The following is a 15,605-nucleotide window of genomic DNA, read 5'->3' on the forward strand; positions in this document are numbered from 1 at the left end:
GATAGCTGGGCTTCCGCCCGCCTTTTTTTCGGAGACAAAGAATGACCGCGCCGCAACTAAACATTCCCAGCGTGTTTCGTACCCCTGCCCCTGCAGTGCCCATGGACGAGCTTCGTCAGCGACTTGCCAACATCCGACGTGAAATGAGCGAGGCAAATCTCGACATCATCGTTCTGACGGACAAAAAGAACGTGGACTACTTCACGGACTACCAGGAGCTGTCCTGGGACCATAAGGCTCGTCCCATCTTTGCTGTGGTCTCGATGCAGAACATCGCCATCTTTGGCAGCCTCGGAGAAGCCAGGACGGTCGAGATGAGACCGCGCGTTTTTAGCGCCGTCTATTACAACGGCTACCTTGATGAGGCGGTGGCCTCGGTCTCGGACTGGATAAAGGCAGCGACCGATGGCAAGCACGTCCGCATCGCCGTCGACTACGGACAGGACATGTTTGGCCGGGGTTCACTCGGTTTGCTTGAGGCGCTTAGCGCGCTGGATTCCAGCGGGACTGTTACAAGCGCCACAGGAGCGATCTGGAAGGTCAGGCTCATCAAGTCGAGGTCCGAAGCGGAGCTGAATCGGGTTGCTTACGAGATCGTTAATACCGCTTGGGACCACATCATCCAGCAGGCGTACATCGGTATGCCCGAGTATGAGCTGTATTACCTGATGCAGGCGCAGATCTATCTGAATGGCGCAGAAAGCGCTGACCCTATCGCGATGCTTTTTTCACGTGGTGACTTCGACTACACGCGCACGGCCAAACAGCGCAAGCTTCAGGAAGGCCATTACGTTTGGACCGATTTCCGCGCCACCTATGGCGGATACCCGGCCGACCGCAACCGTATCGCGCGCGCCGGTGAGCCGGCCGATTGGGAGCGTAATACCTATGCGGCGGTGCGTTCTCTCACGCTCGACCTTATTAACTCAATCCGCCCCGGCATGAGGTGCTCGGACGTTTATAAACGGTTCGAGAATATGTGGAGCGAGGCAGATCTCGGAACGGTCTATAGCGCCGTTTCCCGTATCGGCCACGGAGGCGGACTGGACGTGACCGAACCACCTTCGTTATCCAGAGCGGATACGACTCTAATTCAACCAGGCATGGTTCTCCATATTGAACCCAAGCTCGAGCGCGATGGCGCAGTTTTCCAGTTCGAGGAAGTCGTCTTCGTGACTGAATCCGGTGTCGAATTCATTTGCGCCCAGTCGCCGGAAAATCTTCCGGTGATCCGTTGATCTCCTTCCGAAGGTCGCATATGTCTGGTACTACACGCATTTGGTCTCCTGTTGACTACAGCAAGGATGGAAAGCAGGTCGACTGCCTGCGCCTTCCTATATCGACGGATACGTCCGCTTACGGATGGATTCCAATCCCGATTATTGTCCTTAAGAATGGGGACGGCCCCACCGCGGTGCTCATAGCAGGTACCCACGGTGACGAATACGAAGGCCAGGTTGCGTTGATGCGACTGTCCCGACAGCTGCAACTGCATGACCTGAGAGGCAGAGTGATCATGCTGCCTTCCCTCAATTTCCCCGCCGTACGGGCCGGCCGAAGGGTATCTCCGATCGACGAAGGCAATCTAAACCGCGTTTATCCGGGGCACGCGCACGGGACGGCGACTGAGATGATCGCTCACTACGTCACCGAAGTCTTACTTCCGATGGCCGACCTGGTCGTCGATTTGCACTCGGGCGGGCGCTCGCTCGACTACGTTCCCTGCGCCCTGGTTCGAGGCGGTAAGACGTTATCCGAAAACAGGAAACTGCATGATCTGCTCGACGTTTTTGGAGTGCCCTTCGCCGAGTTCACTGACGGCACCGGTGGCGGCGGCAATACGACCCTCCCAGCTGCTGCTGCGCAACTAGGGGTGCCCGTGATCACGGCGGAATTAGGAGGGGCCGCGACGCTAAGAAGGGCTGGGTCGGATCTTGCAGAACAGGGTGTCTTGCGTCTTTTGAAGCACCTCGGCATGTTGCCTTCTTGCGAGGTGCCAGCCCCCGGACCGGTAAGGTTGATGAACGGGGACAACATGGACCTGTTTCTCTATGCGGACAGCGACGGGATCTTCGAGCCCATGGTCGACATTGGCGACGAGGTAGATGAAGGACAGCTCGCAGGCTTGCTGCACTCTATTGAAGCGCCGCATAGCCCGCCGACAGAGATTGTGTTCGTCCGTCGCGGAATGGTTGCCTTTAAGCGCCACCTAGCTCTGACGGTTCGCGGAGACTGCCTTTATGGCCTCCTGGAAGACGTCGAACCCTCACCAGATATCCGGCGGTGAGCGGTGGAGAGCATTCTCAACGCGAACATCGGAGGCATGCAATGCATACGTTGCGATGCTTTGCATCCAGTGGCCGATTACTTTGAGGGCTGTCCCTCCTGCCTCGCGAGCGGCAATCCCGCGAGCGTGGCACCTCGGTACACGACGCTTCCGCGTGAAGTCAGGTTCGAGACTCTCGGGGACTGGCTATGCTATTCCGGCACGTCCGGCCTTGGCGAGGGCGTGACCCCTTTGTCGTCGTTGCCGCGAGTCGCCGCGGAGCTGGACATACGCGCCCTGCACTCGAAAAACGAATTCACCAATCCAACGGGCTCCCAGAAGGACCGGATGGCCGCGTTGATCGTGCAACGCGCACTCGACATAGGTGCCAAGACCATCGCAGTTGCTTCAAGCGGCAACGCCGCGGCGTCAGTTGCCGCCTACGCGTGCCGGGCCGGCCTCCGGTGCGTTGTGGTAACCACACCGGACATCAGCTTGAATTGGCGCCGCGCAATCGAGATGTACGGCGCCGAAATCGTCGCGACGAAAAGCGCGGATGACCGATGGACGCTTATCAAACGGCATGCCCGGAATGGAGACTGGTATCCGGCCACGAACTACATGACTCCACCGGTCGGCAGCAATCCGTTCGGAGTGGACGGGTACAGGACTATAGCTTTGGAACTTTATCTGCAGCTATCCGACGCGCCGCCCACCGACATTGTCGTGCCAACATCTCGTGGCGACTTGCTGTGGGGCATCACCAAAGGCTACCGCGACCTGCAGACTGCAGGACTGCTTGCGGCAACTCCCAAAGTCCATGCGGTTGAACCATACCCTCGTGTAGCGCATGCGCACCATGGACGCGGCATGGTGATAAGCAATTATTCGGGTGATACAGCAATGGGCTCCATTGGTGGCAACACGGTTACCCATCAAACGCTACGGGCGCTCGACGAGAGCGGCTCGTCCGCGATCTCAGTCAGGGACGAGGACGCGCTGGAGGATCAGCGGGCCTTGGCGCGCGAAGGGCTTTACCTTGAACTGTCGAGCGTCGCACCGCTATCTGGACTGCGTCAACTCGTTGAGAACGGCAACATTGGCGCGAGCTCGCGTGTTGTTCTCGTTTCTACATCGCATGGCTATAAGGAACCTGCCAGCTTTACAACTGCGCTGAGACCCATCACGGTTTAGGTCCAGCGAGAAAGCAAGGACTAGTCGATGCTGATCATTCGCCCACACCTGCCTTGCAGAACATGCACGCGCCGCCGCGTCGCAAGCTGAGCGCACGCGCCGACTCCGTATCAAGCATGTATACTAGGGATACCGGATACGCTGCGGCTGCTCTAGCCGCGGCGATCGAAGGCAAGAACGGAGAAAAAGTGAACAAATCCCAACTGCAGTCCTCGCTGTCTCTTCACGAAACGGTTCGGGAGGAGATTCGCAGCCGCATCACGGCGGGAACGTATGACCCGGATGTGCCAATCCCCTCGACGGCAATGTTCAGTGAAGAGTTCGGCGTTAGCACCATTACGGTCAAACGTGCGTTGCGCGATCTCCAGGCCGCCGGCGCAATCGTGTCAATACCAGGCAAAGGAACTTACGTCAAGAAGCAGCGTAGGTTAATGCGGCAGCTTGATGTAAAGCAGCCCTTTCTCGACGACACAAGCATTCGTCCAATATCAGTGACGCGAGAGAAGATACTTGACCCGACCATGGCTTCGTTGGAACCGTCCGACCGTGTCATGCTGTGCGTTCGAAAGACGATATGGGCGGACGACGCTCCGCTAGTCTACGACACTACCTATCTTTCCACCGATTTGAGTGACCAGATCATCGAAGAATTTGCTGGCCACTTCGTCGTAGACGTATTGGAGCGGCACTCGATCCACGTAGTCAAGACACACGTCGTCATCGACGCCGCTCCGGCGTCGGGTGCCGTCGAGGAATTATTCGCGGTGCCTAATGGCTACCCCACACTACGTCGGCTCTACAAGATGGTCACGAGCGATCCCAACGTCACGGTCTATGGCGTGTTGCAGGCGCCGTTTGACCGGCTTGCGTGCAGGATTGAATTCACTTGAAACGGCGTACCGACGGTCGCACGCCGTGAATCCGACCGAGCTGTAAGCGGTGCAAACTCAGCCCTTAGCGTCGCGTCTAATCCACCTCTCAATGCGCCTGTTACGGGCCTTATCGAGAGACCAGCGAACACCTGATGCTTGAACTCAGGACCTCCTTCGCAACCGGATGCGACGCCCACAGCACTATCCCCACTGTTTGGGACGTTCAAAAAAGAGGCGCTACGTACGGCTTGGCAGGACCGCCGAACGACAACCCGTTGCGTTTGACGACACCTGTTATACCAGCTATGCTTGATATACTATCACAAGGACTACACTGAGGAGACGCTGGCATGAGACTGAGAAAGGTTTTTAATACGGTCGCGGTTGTTGCGGCGCTTTTTGGCGCACAAGCAGTGCATGCTCAGGGAGTTCTGAGTAAGGCCAAGGAGACAGGAACGATACGGGTCGGCATCTTCAATCAGGCTCCTTGGGGATACGTTGACGCAAATCGAGACGTGAAAGGACAGACCGTCGATATCCTCAAGGCGGCATTTGCTCCGCTTGGAATCACGAAGATCGACGCGGTCGTGACTGACTTCGGGGCGCTCATACCGGGCCTGTTGTCCAAGCGGTTTGACGTCATTGCTGCCGGCCTGTATATCAAGCCGGAGCGATGCAAGCTGGTTGCTTTCGGAAACCCCGACATTCAGATGAGCGACGCTTTGCTGGTTCACAAAGGGAATCCAAAATACCTGCATAGTTACGCTGACATTGCAAAGGACAAGTCCGTAACGCTGTCAACGGGCAGAGGAAACGTTGAGTATCAGCATGCAATCGACGCAGGCATCCCGAAAGAGCGAATAAGTGCCTTCACGGACAACGATACCGAACTTGCCGCGCTGACGACCGGCCGTGCAGACGCCGTCGTCGAAACCGCAGCGACCGTCAGCGTTTGGGCAAAAGCGTCCGGCAACATTGAGCGTGCGTTGCCATTCGCGCAGCCGGTAAGCGCAGACGGGAGAACGCTCTACGGTTATCCGGCGCTTGCTTTCAGGCCGGCCGATGCCGACTTCCGTGATGCGTACAACGCCGAACTCAAGAAGCTTCGGAAAAGCGGCAAGATGCTGGAAATTCTCAAGCAGTATGGCTTCTCGGAGACGGATCTCCCGCCAGAGAACCTGACTGCGGCAGATCTGTGCAAGTAAGCGTGGGCGAACAAGCACCTGATCCAAACGTTCGGAGGCTGGCCCACGGCCTCCCCTTCCAATCTATAAGGCAAGTTATGGAAGCGCCAGACCGCCAGCCCCATCAAAGCGAATCCCCGTCGCGCGTCGACCACATCCTTTTTCCCAGCAAGCCGGTTCACCACGACGCCGGTGTACTGGCGCGGTTTCTCGCAGAATTGACTTACGAAGAAATTCCCGCCGACGTCGTTCACATGGCCAAACTCATCACGCTTGATACGGTCGGGTGCATTATCGCTGGAACCCAAACCGCATTAGGCAGAGAGATATTGGCCGCCTACGACTGCGGAAGTGCAGGTGGCGGGTGCTGTGTCCCCGGAACCTCTTTGCAGTTCCATCCGTCGCTCGCCGCGAAGATTAACGGGTGGCTTTCCGACGTTCTTGACTACGAGGACACTGCGAGCGGTCATCCGAGTGCAACGGTCATTCCTGCGGCATTGGCCGTAGCTGAGCGACTGAAGGCGACGCCCAGGCAGCTGCTCGCCGGTATTGTCGCTGGCTATGAAGCGGGCCTTCGCGTTCATGATGCGACGCGCGCGAGCCCGGAAGCGTACCGACGGTTTGCCGTTTATCACGCGTGGCATGGGGTGGCGGCTGGTGCTGCCGCCATGGTGGTCTCCGGAGGAACGGAAGAGCAGTTCCGCTCTGCCTTGGGGCATGCTGCCGCGAACACTAACATACCACTCTGGTATGTCCAATACGGTCGACCGGCGCACGCCTTGAAAGCTAACTACGGCCAGATGGCGTTGGGTGGTGTCGATGCCGCGCTCTGCGCCCGTCAAGGTATCATCGGTCCGTTCGCCATGTTGAGCGATTCCGAGCGAGGCTTTGCACGCGTTATCGGATCGGACCGATTCGACCCAGCTCAGTTTTCTTTGGCTCTGGGCGAGGATTGGCGGACAAGAAAGGTAATGCTGAAGAAGTTTCCGAGTTGTGCTTTCCTTCACACGACGATCGATGCGGTGTCTCAAATAACAAAGGCCAATGACATCGATCCAGATGACGTTGAAAAGCTTGAAATTCGTTGCTTCGAAAGAATTGTCGAGTGGTTCTCTGACAGGGCGCCGAAAACTGCGCTCGATGCTCAGTTCTCGGTGGAATACGTGGCTGCTATGGCACTTCACTCCATCGAACCCGGCCGCGATTGGTATTCGCCAGACGTCTTCAATGATGCTCAAATCACTGCATCGATGTCGAAGATGGACGTAGGAATTGACCCGGTGGCTGAAGAAGCGTTCTGGGGCGAGAAAGAACAATGCATGTCGACCGTTACCGCGTATATGAAAAACGGTAAGTCCTATTCGGCGAACGTTCGTTGGGCGCCGGGCGAATGGCAGAGGCCTCTAAGCGACGCAGACGTTGTAGAAAAATTCCTTAGTAACGTGAAGGGGACGTCGCTAGATCAACGGGGATCACAGGTTGTAGAGAAAATAATGCATCTCGATGAACTGCACGCGCTCAATGACCTCACCGACCTGCTTCGCGCCTCATAGGTCGCCAGCTATCTTTGTTCGCGTTTTTCCTCGAGCAGTTGATTGACGCTTGTAGGACGATCGCAAACCATCAACTCGACGATAGGCATTGCGTCATTCCTCCGGAAACGCCGACCGGAAATCTTCAAGGAACACCACCGACAGCAACCACAACCTGCCGGTCGCGCCGAACCTGCTGCAACGCGACTTCTCGCCCGCTCGCCCCGATCAGGCCTGGAGCACAGACATCACGTATATCTGGACTGACGAGGGCTGGCTGTACCTGACGGTTATCCTCGACCTGTTCAGCCGTCAGGTGGTGGGTTGGTCGATGCAGCCGCACATGCGCACGGAGCTGGTGTCGGACGCGCTGCGTATGGCATGGTTTCGCCGCCGGCCGGAAGCGGGCCTGATCGTCCATAGCGACCGGGGTAGCCAGTATTGCAGTCATGACTTCCAGGACCTGCTTAAGGGCTACGGCATGCGCAGCTCGATGAGCCGTCGAGGCCTTGAAGCGGCGTTTGGTTTTCGCCTTGATGCCGTGCAGCTTCATGAGTCGCTGGACTCGATCCTTGCTGACGCGAATGCCTTGCGCAAGCAGCTTCTTCCACACGCGCGGCCAGCCGTACTCGCCTTTGGATTGCGCGTGTACGGCCTTGATGTGGACCAGCAGGGCGTCATTGCTGATGCGTCGGCGCGGACGGTTCGTATCGACGTCCCGGGCCTTGCGGGCGTGGTAACCGCTGGGGCTGACGCCCAGCACCTGGCAGGTCAGGGAAACCGGCCATTGTCGGCTGTGAAGCTCAATCCAGGCGTACTTCATCCCGACACCTTTGCGAAGTACGCCGTGGCTTTTTCCAATATGTCGCGTTCCATCTTCACGCGTGCCAACTCCGCACGTAGCCGCGCAATCTCCATCTGTTCGGGAGAGGTCTGTTTGCCTGCGCCGTTCAGCTTGCCAGCGGCATCGGCCTTCACCCAGTTGTGCAGCGTCTTCGGGCTGATGGCCAGTATCTTTGCCACCGCCGCCATGCTCTGGCCGCCGCGGACCATGCGCACGGCTTCTATCATGAATTCCTGCGTATACCGTGCTCTTGGATTACCCATCGTTGCTACCTCCTTGCGTGAGTTTTACACACTCAGCAAGGGATCCATTTTTGCCGGGCAAGCTCACCGCGTCGAAAACGATATAGGCGGCCGTCGCCGGCATGGATCCATTGGGCCAGACCCCGCAGGCGATCAATGAATAGGCCGACCATGGTAGCCGCCATGCGAGATCGCTCCGGATAGCGCGCCTGGACTGCAACGATGGACACATGTGCCGCGGCCAGACTGCTCTGCGCCAATGCATCCAGTGAAGATCCCAAGCTGCTTTCGAACTGGCGTAGCGCACCACGGATGGCCAAGTAAGCGGTGAAATAAGCGCACATGGTTTCCTGAGTCTTGATCGCGCAGCATATGTCCACTCATTGACAGGTGGACATATGACGCAGAATCCCTCAGATCCGTTGAAGCTTGAGCCCGTCGGCGTAAGCAGTGATGGCCGACGGCGCTACTATGACGAAGAGGCCAAACAGAAGTTGGTCGAGGCCTGCCTGCAGCCGGGCGTGTCTTTGGCTGGCATGGCGCTCAAGGCTGGTGTGAACGCGAACTTGCTGCGCCGGTGGGTCAGCAAGCACCAGGAGAAGCGCGACGGCACCGTCGCGATGGACGTAATCGAAGGTACGCCGTCGGCGTTCGTGCCGGTCGTCGAGATTGGCCGCACCGACGCGCAGTCGAGGCAATCCGGAGCGCAATCGGAACTCCTGCCGGCGCGCGGCGAATCCGTGCGCCGCTCACTGCGCCCACCGGCCCCCTCACGGCTGACGGTGGAAATGCCCAATGGCATTACGCTCAAGCTCGAGTGTAGCGGGCAGGACACGACGTTGGTGTCGGCGATGATCGAAACGCTGGGGCGCTACCATGTTCCGGCTGGACGCTGAACTGCGGGTCTACCTGCACCGCGACGCGGTCGATTTCAGGAACGGGATTAACGGTCTCGTTATCCTGGTCGAGCAGTCCATGCAGCTTGACCCATTTGCCCGTGCGGTCTTCGCCTTCCGTAACAAGCGTGCGAACCGCATCAAACTGCTGTTTTACGAGCGCTCGGGTTTCTGGCTGATGATGAAACGGTTAGAGGCTGACCGTTTCGTCTGGCCACGTCGACAGCAGGCAGTGATGGAACTTACGAGCGAGCAACTTCACTGGTTACTCGACGGCATCGACATCGACGCGGTGCGTCGTCACCCTTCGAGGCAGTACCGACACGTGAGTTGAACGTTCAGTAGCCGCGCGCCGGGCGTGGTGCGCGCGACGCCCGGCGTGGTTGTTACACTTTGACGTAAACCCATTCGTTGTGCAGCTTCGCTACCGTGGGGCACATGAATAGCGACGCCCGCCCCCCGTCCGCTGAGGACGATCTCAAACAGCTCTCCCCCGAGGCGCTGATCGCGCGCATTCTCGAGCTTCAGTCCCATAACCAGCAACTGGCGCAACGCATCGGGCAACTCGAGGAGTTGTTCCGTCTGGCGCAGCTCAAGCGCTTCGCGCCGAGCAGCGAAAAACTCAGGGATCGCGTGTTCGACGAAGCCGAGCAGATCGCCGCGACCGAACCCGGTGACGATGATCCGGATGGCGCATTCGCGCTGCCCGATACGGGACTGCCGGAAGTTGGCAAATCCGAGCACGGTAAGCGGGGACGCAAGCCGCTGCCGGCCGCGCTGCCGCGCCGGCGCATCGAGTACGATCTGTCCGATGAGCAGAAGATCTGTGCATGCTGTCAGAACGCGTTCCACCGCATGGGCGAACAGACGAGCGAGCAGTTGCACATCGAGATCCAGGCGGTGGTGCTGCAACATGTGCGTTTCAAATACGCGTGCCGCCACTGCGAGCGCAACGCCGAACGCACGCCGATGGTAATCGCGTCGATGCCCGTGCAGCCGTTGCCGGGTAGCAGCGCGAGCGCGGCGATGATTGCGACGGTGACAACCGGCAAATATGTTGACGGCACACCGTTGTACCGGATGGAGCACGCGCTGGCCCGTGCTGGCATTGCGGTGAGCCGCGGCACGCTGGCGAACTGGATCATCAGGCCTGCCGAGCTGCACTACAGGCGGCTGTACGAAGCGATGCGCCAGACACTGTTGTCGCAGCCGCTGATTCACGGCGACGAGACGACGGTGCAGGTTCTCAAGGAAGAAGGCAAGACGCCGCAAAGCACGAGTTATATGTGGACGTACAGAAGTGCCGGGGACAGCGAGCAGCCGGTGGTGCTGTTCGACTACCAACCCGGGCGCGGGCAGCAATATCCGCAAGCGTTTCTCGCTGGCTACGAAGGCATGCTCATGACTGACGGCTACAGCGCCTGGCGCACGCTCGAAGGCGTGACCCATTTCGGATGCATGGCCCATTCGCGGCGCCTGTTTGTCGACGCGCACAAGGGGCAGAAGAAAAAAGCCGGTGGTCGCGCGCTGCAGGCGCTTGAGTACTTCAAGGCGCTGTATCAGGTCGAGACCCTGGCCCGGGCAGAACTGCCCGATGGCGAGACGCGAGCCGACTACACCTACCGGCTGCGGCAGCAGCACAGCGTGCCGTTGCTGGAAGCGCTCAAGGCATGGCTGGACACACAGGCGCCCCAGGTTCTGCCTGAAAGCCTGTTGGGCAAGGCGATCAGCTATACGAGAAACCAATGGAAATATCTAAGCCGCTACGTCATCGATGGGCGTGCCCCCGTGGATAACAACATTCTGGAAAGAGATATCAGGTCATTTGCAACGGCGAGACATTCGTGGCTCTTCTCTGACACAGTTGCGGGCGCGAAGGCGAGCGCCATGGTCTACAGCCTCGTGCTGACGTGCCGGGCCTGCAACGTCGAGCCCTATGCATATCTGCATCATGTGCTCAACGAGCTACCGCAAAGAGCGCCCGGGGCTGACATCGGCGACCTGCTGCCTTTTAACTTCGCCAAACGAGGGACGCTCGCTACAACCCACCCCTGAAGCACCCCAGTCTGGGGTCCAGTCCGCGTTCTCCACGAGCTCCGGTATAAGTCGATCATCGGTCGGCAACGTGCGCGTGCTCGCTCTCGCCGCGCGGGCGCCAACGCGGTGCAATCGCGACCTCGGCTAAAATAACGGGGTGCTCGCTCTCGCATCAACCAGCGGAAATCATCCCATGACCAGGACAAATCTCAGGTCCATCAGCATTGCTTCCGACCATGACAAGTCTAATCTGTCGAAGGGGCAAAAGGCGTTCAACGCGCTGATCAAGCAGATCGAAAAGCGGCGCGCCCGGCTGCGTGCCTGGGAGGCTGCATTGCCTGCCTTCCATCGGAAATATCTAAGCGAGTTCGCTCCCCTTGAGCAAACTTCCATCGACTTGCGGACCAAGCTCGTGCATCGCCTGGACCAGGCGTACGGTCAGAAGGGGCTGACCAAATCCGAGCGGCGCACGATTGCAGACCTGATCAGCGACTTGGCAGGTGAGCTGGTCGCCCAGAGTGATGATCTGGAGCTTAAAACGATTTACAACCGATATAGCGAATCTGACTTTGACAGTGAAGCCGCCGCCGAGTGGGACGACATGAAATCGGCGCTCGAGGCCATGCTCGGGGTCGAGCTGGGCGACGACGTTGATTTGAGTTCTCCCGAGGATGTACTGCAGCGCGCCCATGCGCAAATGGAACAGCTGCAGGCACAAGATGCACTCGAAAACCAGGCGCGGGAAGCGCGAAGCGCCAAACGAAAAAAGACGCCCAGGCAACTCGCAGCAGAGGCACGAGAACAAGTTGAGCAGGCCGAACTGAGCTTATCCATCCGCGAGGTCTATCGAAAACTGGCCAGCGCCTTGCATCCCGACCGCGAAACCGACCCGCAGGAGCGTGATCGGAAGACCGCTCTGATGCAAAGGGCCAACCAGGCATATAGCAAAAACAGCCTGTTGCAATTACTTGAGTTGCAGCTGGAGCTGGAACATATCGACCAAAGCGCCATCAACCACATCGGCGAAGACCGGTTGAAACACTACAACAAGATTCTGAAGGAACAGGCCGGTGAACTCGACCACGAAATCCTGCATGTCGAGAACGGATTCAAGCACAGCTACGGAATTCCGCCCTTCATCAGCGTGTCGCCCAGCACCATCATGCGCAATCTTGCCGCTGATATCTTCTCGCTGCAGGAGAGCCTCCACGCCCTTGAACATGACCTGCTCGTATTCGACGACGTCAAGCAACTTAAGGGCTGGCTAAAGTCCGTGAAACGGTCATTAGCCACGCCGCGTTTCGACGATATGCCGTTCTAGAAGAGCGCCGCTCCTCATGCTTCTTCCGTAGTGTGGAGAAAACACCGCTTACATGGCCAACTTGGCAGCATGTCCTTCCCCCGTCTCGCCGCCCACGCCATCGCTAAGCATGAAGCATGCGTCGTGCTCGCGGATGCGTACCCCAAGGACGTCTTCATTTGTGGCCCGCTCACCAGCATGGGAGCATTGTGCGGTGGTCAACTTCAGCATTGGGCTGACTCTTTGCGTCGTTGCCGATACAGCTCGACTTCCGCGTCATAGGCCGCCAAGAATGCGTTACCGAACACAGTGTTGAAATCGTCCTCCACCGCATCCAGCATAGATCGATGCAGGCTGCGGTACCGCCCCCAAGCCCGGTTCTCATTCATGTGCGAGATAAGCCGCTCGTACCAGCGACGCTGCGCAACTTGCTGGACGATATGTTCCGGGCTGACATCCTTCAACAGTTGATTCGGAACTCGTCAAGCTGGCAGACAGCCTGCTGGCGAATTACCAGAAGCCGGAAGACCTGTAGGCGAGAATGGCCTGCTCAAGCAGCTGACCAAGATGCTGGTGGAGCGTGCGTTAGAGACGGAGATGTCCGAGCACCTGGGCCATGGCAAGAGCGAAACGGTGACCAATGCCACGGGCAACACCCGTAATGGTCATAGCGCCAAGACGCTGCAGGGGGAGTTTGGCGCGTTGCCGCTCAATATCCCGCGCGACCGTCAGGGGGCGTTCGAGCCGAAGCTGGTGGAGCGCCATCAGACGCGCTGGACGGGCTTCGACGACAAGATCGTTTCGCTGTATGCGCGTGGCCTGAGCGTGCGCGAGATCCAGGGGCATCTGGAAGAAATGTATGGCACGGAGGTCTCGCCGACGCTGATCTCGGCGGTCACCGACGCCGTCAGTGACGAGGTGAAGGTCTGGCAGGCCGTGCGCTCGAGGCGCTTTATCCGATAGCTCTGTGTTGCCCTTCACCTTGAAACTGCCACTCAATTAGTATCGCGAATTGCTGCGCGGTCCATCCTTGTGCCGCTTCTGTGCCATGAGCATAAGGATGACCAAACTCCAGCCAGGTCAGTCATGTGGAGACCTTTCTTGATTGCGAGTGGTGGCCTTTGCGACAAACCATGCGCACTTGTCGCATGTGCTACGGAGGCACCGCCGAGCTATCCGACGGCAGCTGTGAACCGCCGCGGATTTGGTGGAGGCGCCAACTCTCGCTGAATGGAGCCATGGATAAGTCGGACGGCTTCCTGCCGAATTCCACCGGCGACGGAGACCGGACAGCGCCTTGAGCTTGGATATTGAGAACGGACCTGATCCTGAGGTCCTCAACGTTGAGAGCACGTAGCGCAGATACGGGCTGTAGATAAGGCGGCACGTTCAGACCACCTACCGATATGTCGCGAACTGGACAGCCTTGCCGCAGATATGGGCTTTGTCGAGCTCGCGACACAATGGTGCCTAGCCGGGTGCGCCACCGTGCTCTAGCCAACAATTTGTATGCAAGCGGAAAACTTTGTTGAATTTTTTCGCAGTTGGCCCGGTTGTTGCCTGTCTCTGCTGGCAGCCGGTGTCAGAGCTGCACATTGGAATTCGTTTGCATTTAGCCGGGCACTTCTCTGCGACCTGTCGTTCGAAATTTTGTGAAGAAGGATGGGCGCTCAGTCGGAAACGTTTGATCCAGCACGAACGAGTTGTCGCTCAGAAAGCAGTACAACCGCCGGAAACCGATCGCAGAACAGCGCCTTGCATGTGCGTTCACGGTACAGGGTTTCTTGGCGCCGGAGATTTCAAGTGTCCGAACGTGAATCATTTTCATTCAATTTGAAGCGCGATCTCTCCTTCTTCTTTTCAATCTGGGTTGGGCAACTGCTTGTAGTTGCCTACTCTGTTGCCGACGCCCTTATTGTCGGCAACAGCAGGCCAGATCTACTCGGTGGCCTGGCACTGGGGAACGCGATTTACGGTCCGCTTATTGTAACCATGACCGCGTTTTTTTCTTCGATCACCATAAACGCCACGAGGGTTATAGCGGAGAAGTCCGCAGCAACACTAAAACACATCGCTTACTATGGCTTTGCGTCGGGATTTTTTGTTGCTATATTCGTCTTTTTTGTTTTGAAGTACTTTTCGACAATCCATCATTGGTCAAATCAATCGTCTTATCTAGTAGCCGCAACTCAAGATTATCTTGACACTCTCACGTTTAGTGCTTTGCCGTCTGCTCTCTTTCGCGTTATCGCCTGCATCGCGAACTCGGTCCGGGCCACAATATATATTTCGCTACTGCAGGGTGTCGGTTTGATAGCAAAAGTGGCCCTATCTCTGGCCTTGGTCGACAGCCCTCACTTCCACCTTGGCCTAACTGGCTGTGCACTATCGACCACCATTGCCTTCTATATTATGTGCATAGCCGCTACACTTCTTTTTCTATTCGATAGACGGTTTTCCCTATTCCGATTTGATTTTGTTTTGTCTCGAGAACCATCTGAGTTGATGGCTCTCCTGAGAACTGGCCTCCCCGTTGCATTTTCGACGCTTTCCGAAGTTACAGCGTTCGGATACATGGCCATATTGATAGGCAAGTTCAGTGCCGACCAGCTGGGTGCGCATCAAATCGTCTCCAATCTCTATAACGTCGGCTATACGGTGATCTTTTCCCTCGCAGTTTTAGTTTCTGTCAAGGTCAGTCACGCATTCGGGCTCGAAGGACCAATTGGAGCGCTCCACAAAGCAAGAACAGCGATCTTCATCACGATCGCAGTCGGATTTTCACTTGGCATTTTATATATGCTTTTTGGAGCCGCTGTCCTCCGATTTAATACGGCCGACGAGAAAGTTTTGGCGGCCTCAAATAAAATTCTGATCTTCCTGTCATTAGTGATTTTCGTCGACTGCGTTCAAACTGGTGCCGCCGCGGCTTTGCGTGCGCTTGGTATTAATGCGTTTCCCATGTTTATGCAGATAATTAGCCTGTGGATAGGTGTTGCGATTCTGGGAGACGGGTTCTCGACGCATCGGCTTCGGCTAGGTGGCGTGGACCTGGTCTCAGGACCGGGGGTCTGGTGCGGCGTTTTTCTTGGTCTGCTACCGAGCGCACTAGTTATGTCACTGGTTGCGGTCGGTGGCGGTAAGTCAGTTCGAAGGCACCTACAACGAATTATTTCTCAATGTACTTTATGACGTCATGCTGCCATGCAGTTTGGCGATCGCTCCAGCAGCGTTGGCG

The 15,605-nt window shown here is 57.5% G+C and carries 13 protein-coding genes and 3 pseudogenes; 13 read left to right on the forward strand and 3 right to left on the reverse strand.

The features are described 5' to 3' along the window. The first annotated feature begins 41 nt into the window (after positions 1 to 41). The 7 genes and pseudogenes from B0G81_RS42450 to B0G81_RS42480 all read left to right on the forward strand — a co-directional run. A complete protein-coding gene (locus tag B0G81_RS42450; RefSeq protein WP_134143979.1) occupies positions 42 to 1,238 on the forward strand; it encodes a M24 family metallopeptidase in 1,197 nt (398 codons plus the stop codon). Positions 1,239 to 1,258: 20 nt separating this feature from the next. Beyond that, entirely contained in the window at positions 1,259 to 2,287 is a 1,029-nt protein-coding gene (locus B0G81_RS42455) for a succinylglutamate desuccinylase/aspartoacylase family protein (protein WP_106285453.1), read from the forward strand. A gap of 36 nt (positions 2,288 to 2,323) precedes the next feature. Beyond that, positions 2,324 to 3,460 (forward strand): pyridoxal-phosphate dependent enzyme, encoded by a 1,137-nt coding sequence (locus tag B0G81_RS42460; RefSeq protein ID WP_106285516.1) that lies wholly within the window; start codon positions 2,324 to 2,326, stop codon positions 3,458 to 3,460. Between the two features lie 188 nt (positions 3,461 to 3,648). Beyond that, positions 3,649 to 4,350 (forward strand): GntR family transcriptional regulator, encoded by a 702-nt coding sequence (locus B0G81_RS42465; RefSeq protein WP_243856931.1) that lies wholly within the window; start codon positions 3,649 to 3,651, stop codon positions 4,348 to 4,350. A gap of 332 nt (positions 4,351 to 4,682) precedes the next feature. Continuing rightward, positions 4,683 to 5,537 carry an ectoine/hydroxyectoine ABC transporter substrate-binding protein EhuB gene (ehuB, locus tag B0G81_RS42470; RefSeq protein ID WP_106285455.1) on the forward strand — a complete coding sequence of 285 codons (855 nt, stop codon included), beginning with the start codon at positions 4,683 to 4,685 and terminating at the stop codon, positions 5,535 to 5,537. A 77-nt stretch (positions 5,538 to 5,614) separates the two neighbouring features. Further along, positions 5,615 to 7,069, forward strand: a complete 1,455-nt coding sequence (locus tag B0G81_RS42475) for an MmgE/PrpD family protein (protein WP_106285456.1) — start codon at positions 5,615 to 5,617, stop codon at positions 7,067 to 7,069. Between the two features lie 133 nt (positions 7,070 to 7,202). Then, positions 7,203 to 7,556 (forward strand): annotated as a pseudogene (locus B0G81_RS42480) (IS3 family transposase); the annotation flags it as partial. On the opposite strand, the pseudogene B0G81_RS42485 reads toward B0G81_RS42480, so the two are convergent. Both B0G81_RS42485 and B0G81_RS44095 read right to left on the reverse strand, forming a co-directional pair. Then, positions 7,548 to 8,155: pseudogene (locus B0G81_RS42485) on the reverse strand (IS3 family transposase); the annotation flags it as partial. The pseudogenes B0G81_RS42480 and B0G81_RS42485 sit on opposite strands and share 9 nt — an antisense overlap. Positions 8,156 to 8,187: 32 nt before the next feature. Further along, complete coding sequence (locus tag B0G81_RS44095; RefSeq protein ID WP_166679217.1) at positions 8,188 to 8,478, reverse strand: hypothetical protein; 291 nt, start codon at positions 8,476 to 8,478, stop codon at positions 8,188 to 8,190. Between the two features lie 54 nt (positions 8,479 to 8,532). Here B0G81_RS44095 and B0G81_RS42500 point away from each other — a divergent pair, with 54 nt between their 5' ends. The 4 genes from B0G81_RS42500 (at position 8,533) to B0G81_RS42515 (ending at position 12,388) form a co-directional block, all read left to right on the forward strand. Then, positions 8,533 to 9,030, forward strand: coding sequence for a transposase (locus tag B0G81_RS42500; protein WP_106285457.1), 498 nt, complete (start codon positions 8,533 to 8,535; stop codon positions 9,028 to 9,030). Continuing rightward, positions 9,011 to 9,364: an IS66 family insertion sequence element accessory protein TnpB gene (gene tnpB, locus B0G81_RS42505; protein WP_106285458.1), complete on the forward strand. Its 354-nt coding sequence runs from the start codon at positions 9,011 to 9,013 to the stop codon at positions 9,362 to 9,364. Before B0G81_RS42500 ends, tnpB begins: the two co-directional genes overlap by 20 nt. Before the next feature lie 104 nt (positions 9,365 to 9,468). Continuing rightward, positions 9,469 to 11,085 (forward strand): IS66 family transposase, encoded by a 1,617-nt coding sequence (locus tag B0G81_RS42510; protein WP_134143980.1) that lies wholly within the window; start codon positions 9,469 to 9,471, stop codon positions 11,083 to 11,085. A 175-nt stretch (positions 11,086 to 11,260) separates the two neighbouring features. Continuing rightward, the gene (locus B0G81_RS42515; protein ID WP_106285460.1) at positions 11,261 to 12,388 is read left to right on the forward strand and encodes a J domain-containing protein; all 1,128 of its coding nucleotides are present in this window, start codon (positions 11,261 to 11,263) and stop codon (positions 12,386 to 12,388) included. Between the two features lie 203 nt (positions 12,389 to 12,591). Here the strand turns inward: B0G81_RS42515 and B0G81_RS42520 are convergent, their stop codons facing one another. Further along, positions 12,592 to 12,831, reverse strand: a complete 240-nt coding sequence (locus B0G81_RS42520) for a type VI secretion system-associated FHA domain protein (protein ID WP_106285461.1) — start codon at positions 12,829 to 12,831, stop codon at positions 12,592 to 12,594. A gap of 23 nt (positions 12,832 to 12,854) precedes the next feature. Between B0G81_RS42520 and B0G81_RS42525 the strand changes: the two are divergent. Both B0G81_RS42525 and B0G81_RS42530 read left to right on the forward strand, forming a co-directional pair. Continuing rightward, positions 12,855 to 13,303, forward strand: a pseudogene (locus B0G81_RS42525) (transposase); the annotation flags it as partial. Between the two features lie 867 nt (positions 13,304 to 14,170). Beyond that, positions 14,171 to 15,559: an MATE family efflux transporter gene (locus B0G81_RS42530; RefSeq protein ID WP_243856932.1), complete on the forward strand. Its 1,389-nt coding sequence runs from the start codon at positions 14,171 to 14,173 to the stop codon at positions 15,557 to 15,559. Positions 15,560 to 15,605 lie beyond the last annotated feature (46 nt).

The sequence above is a fragment of the Paraburkholderia sp. BL6665CI2N2 genome (assembly GCF_004366535.1).
In the GTDB taxonomy this organism is placed as follows: domain Bacteria; phylum Pseudomonadota; class Gammaproteobacteria; order Burkholderiales; family Burkholderiaceae; genus Paraburkholderia.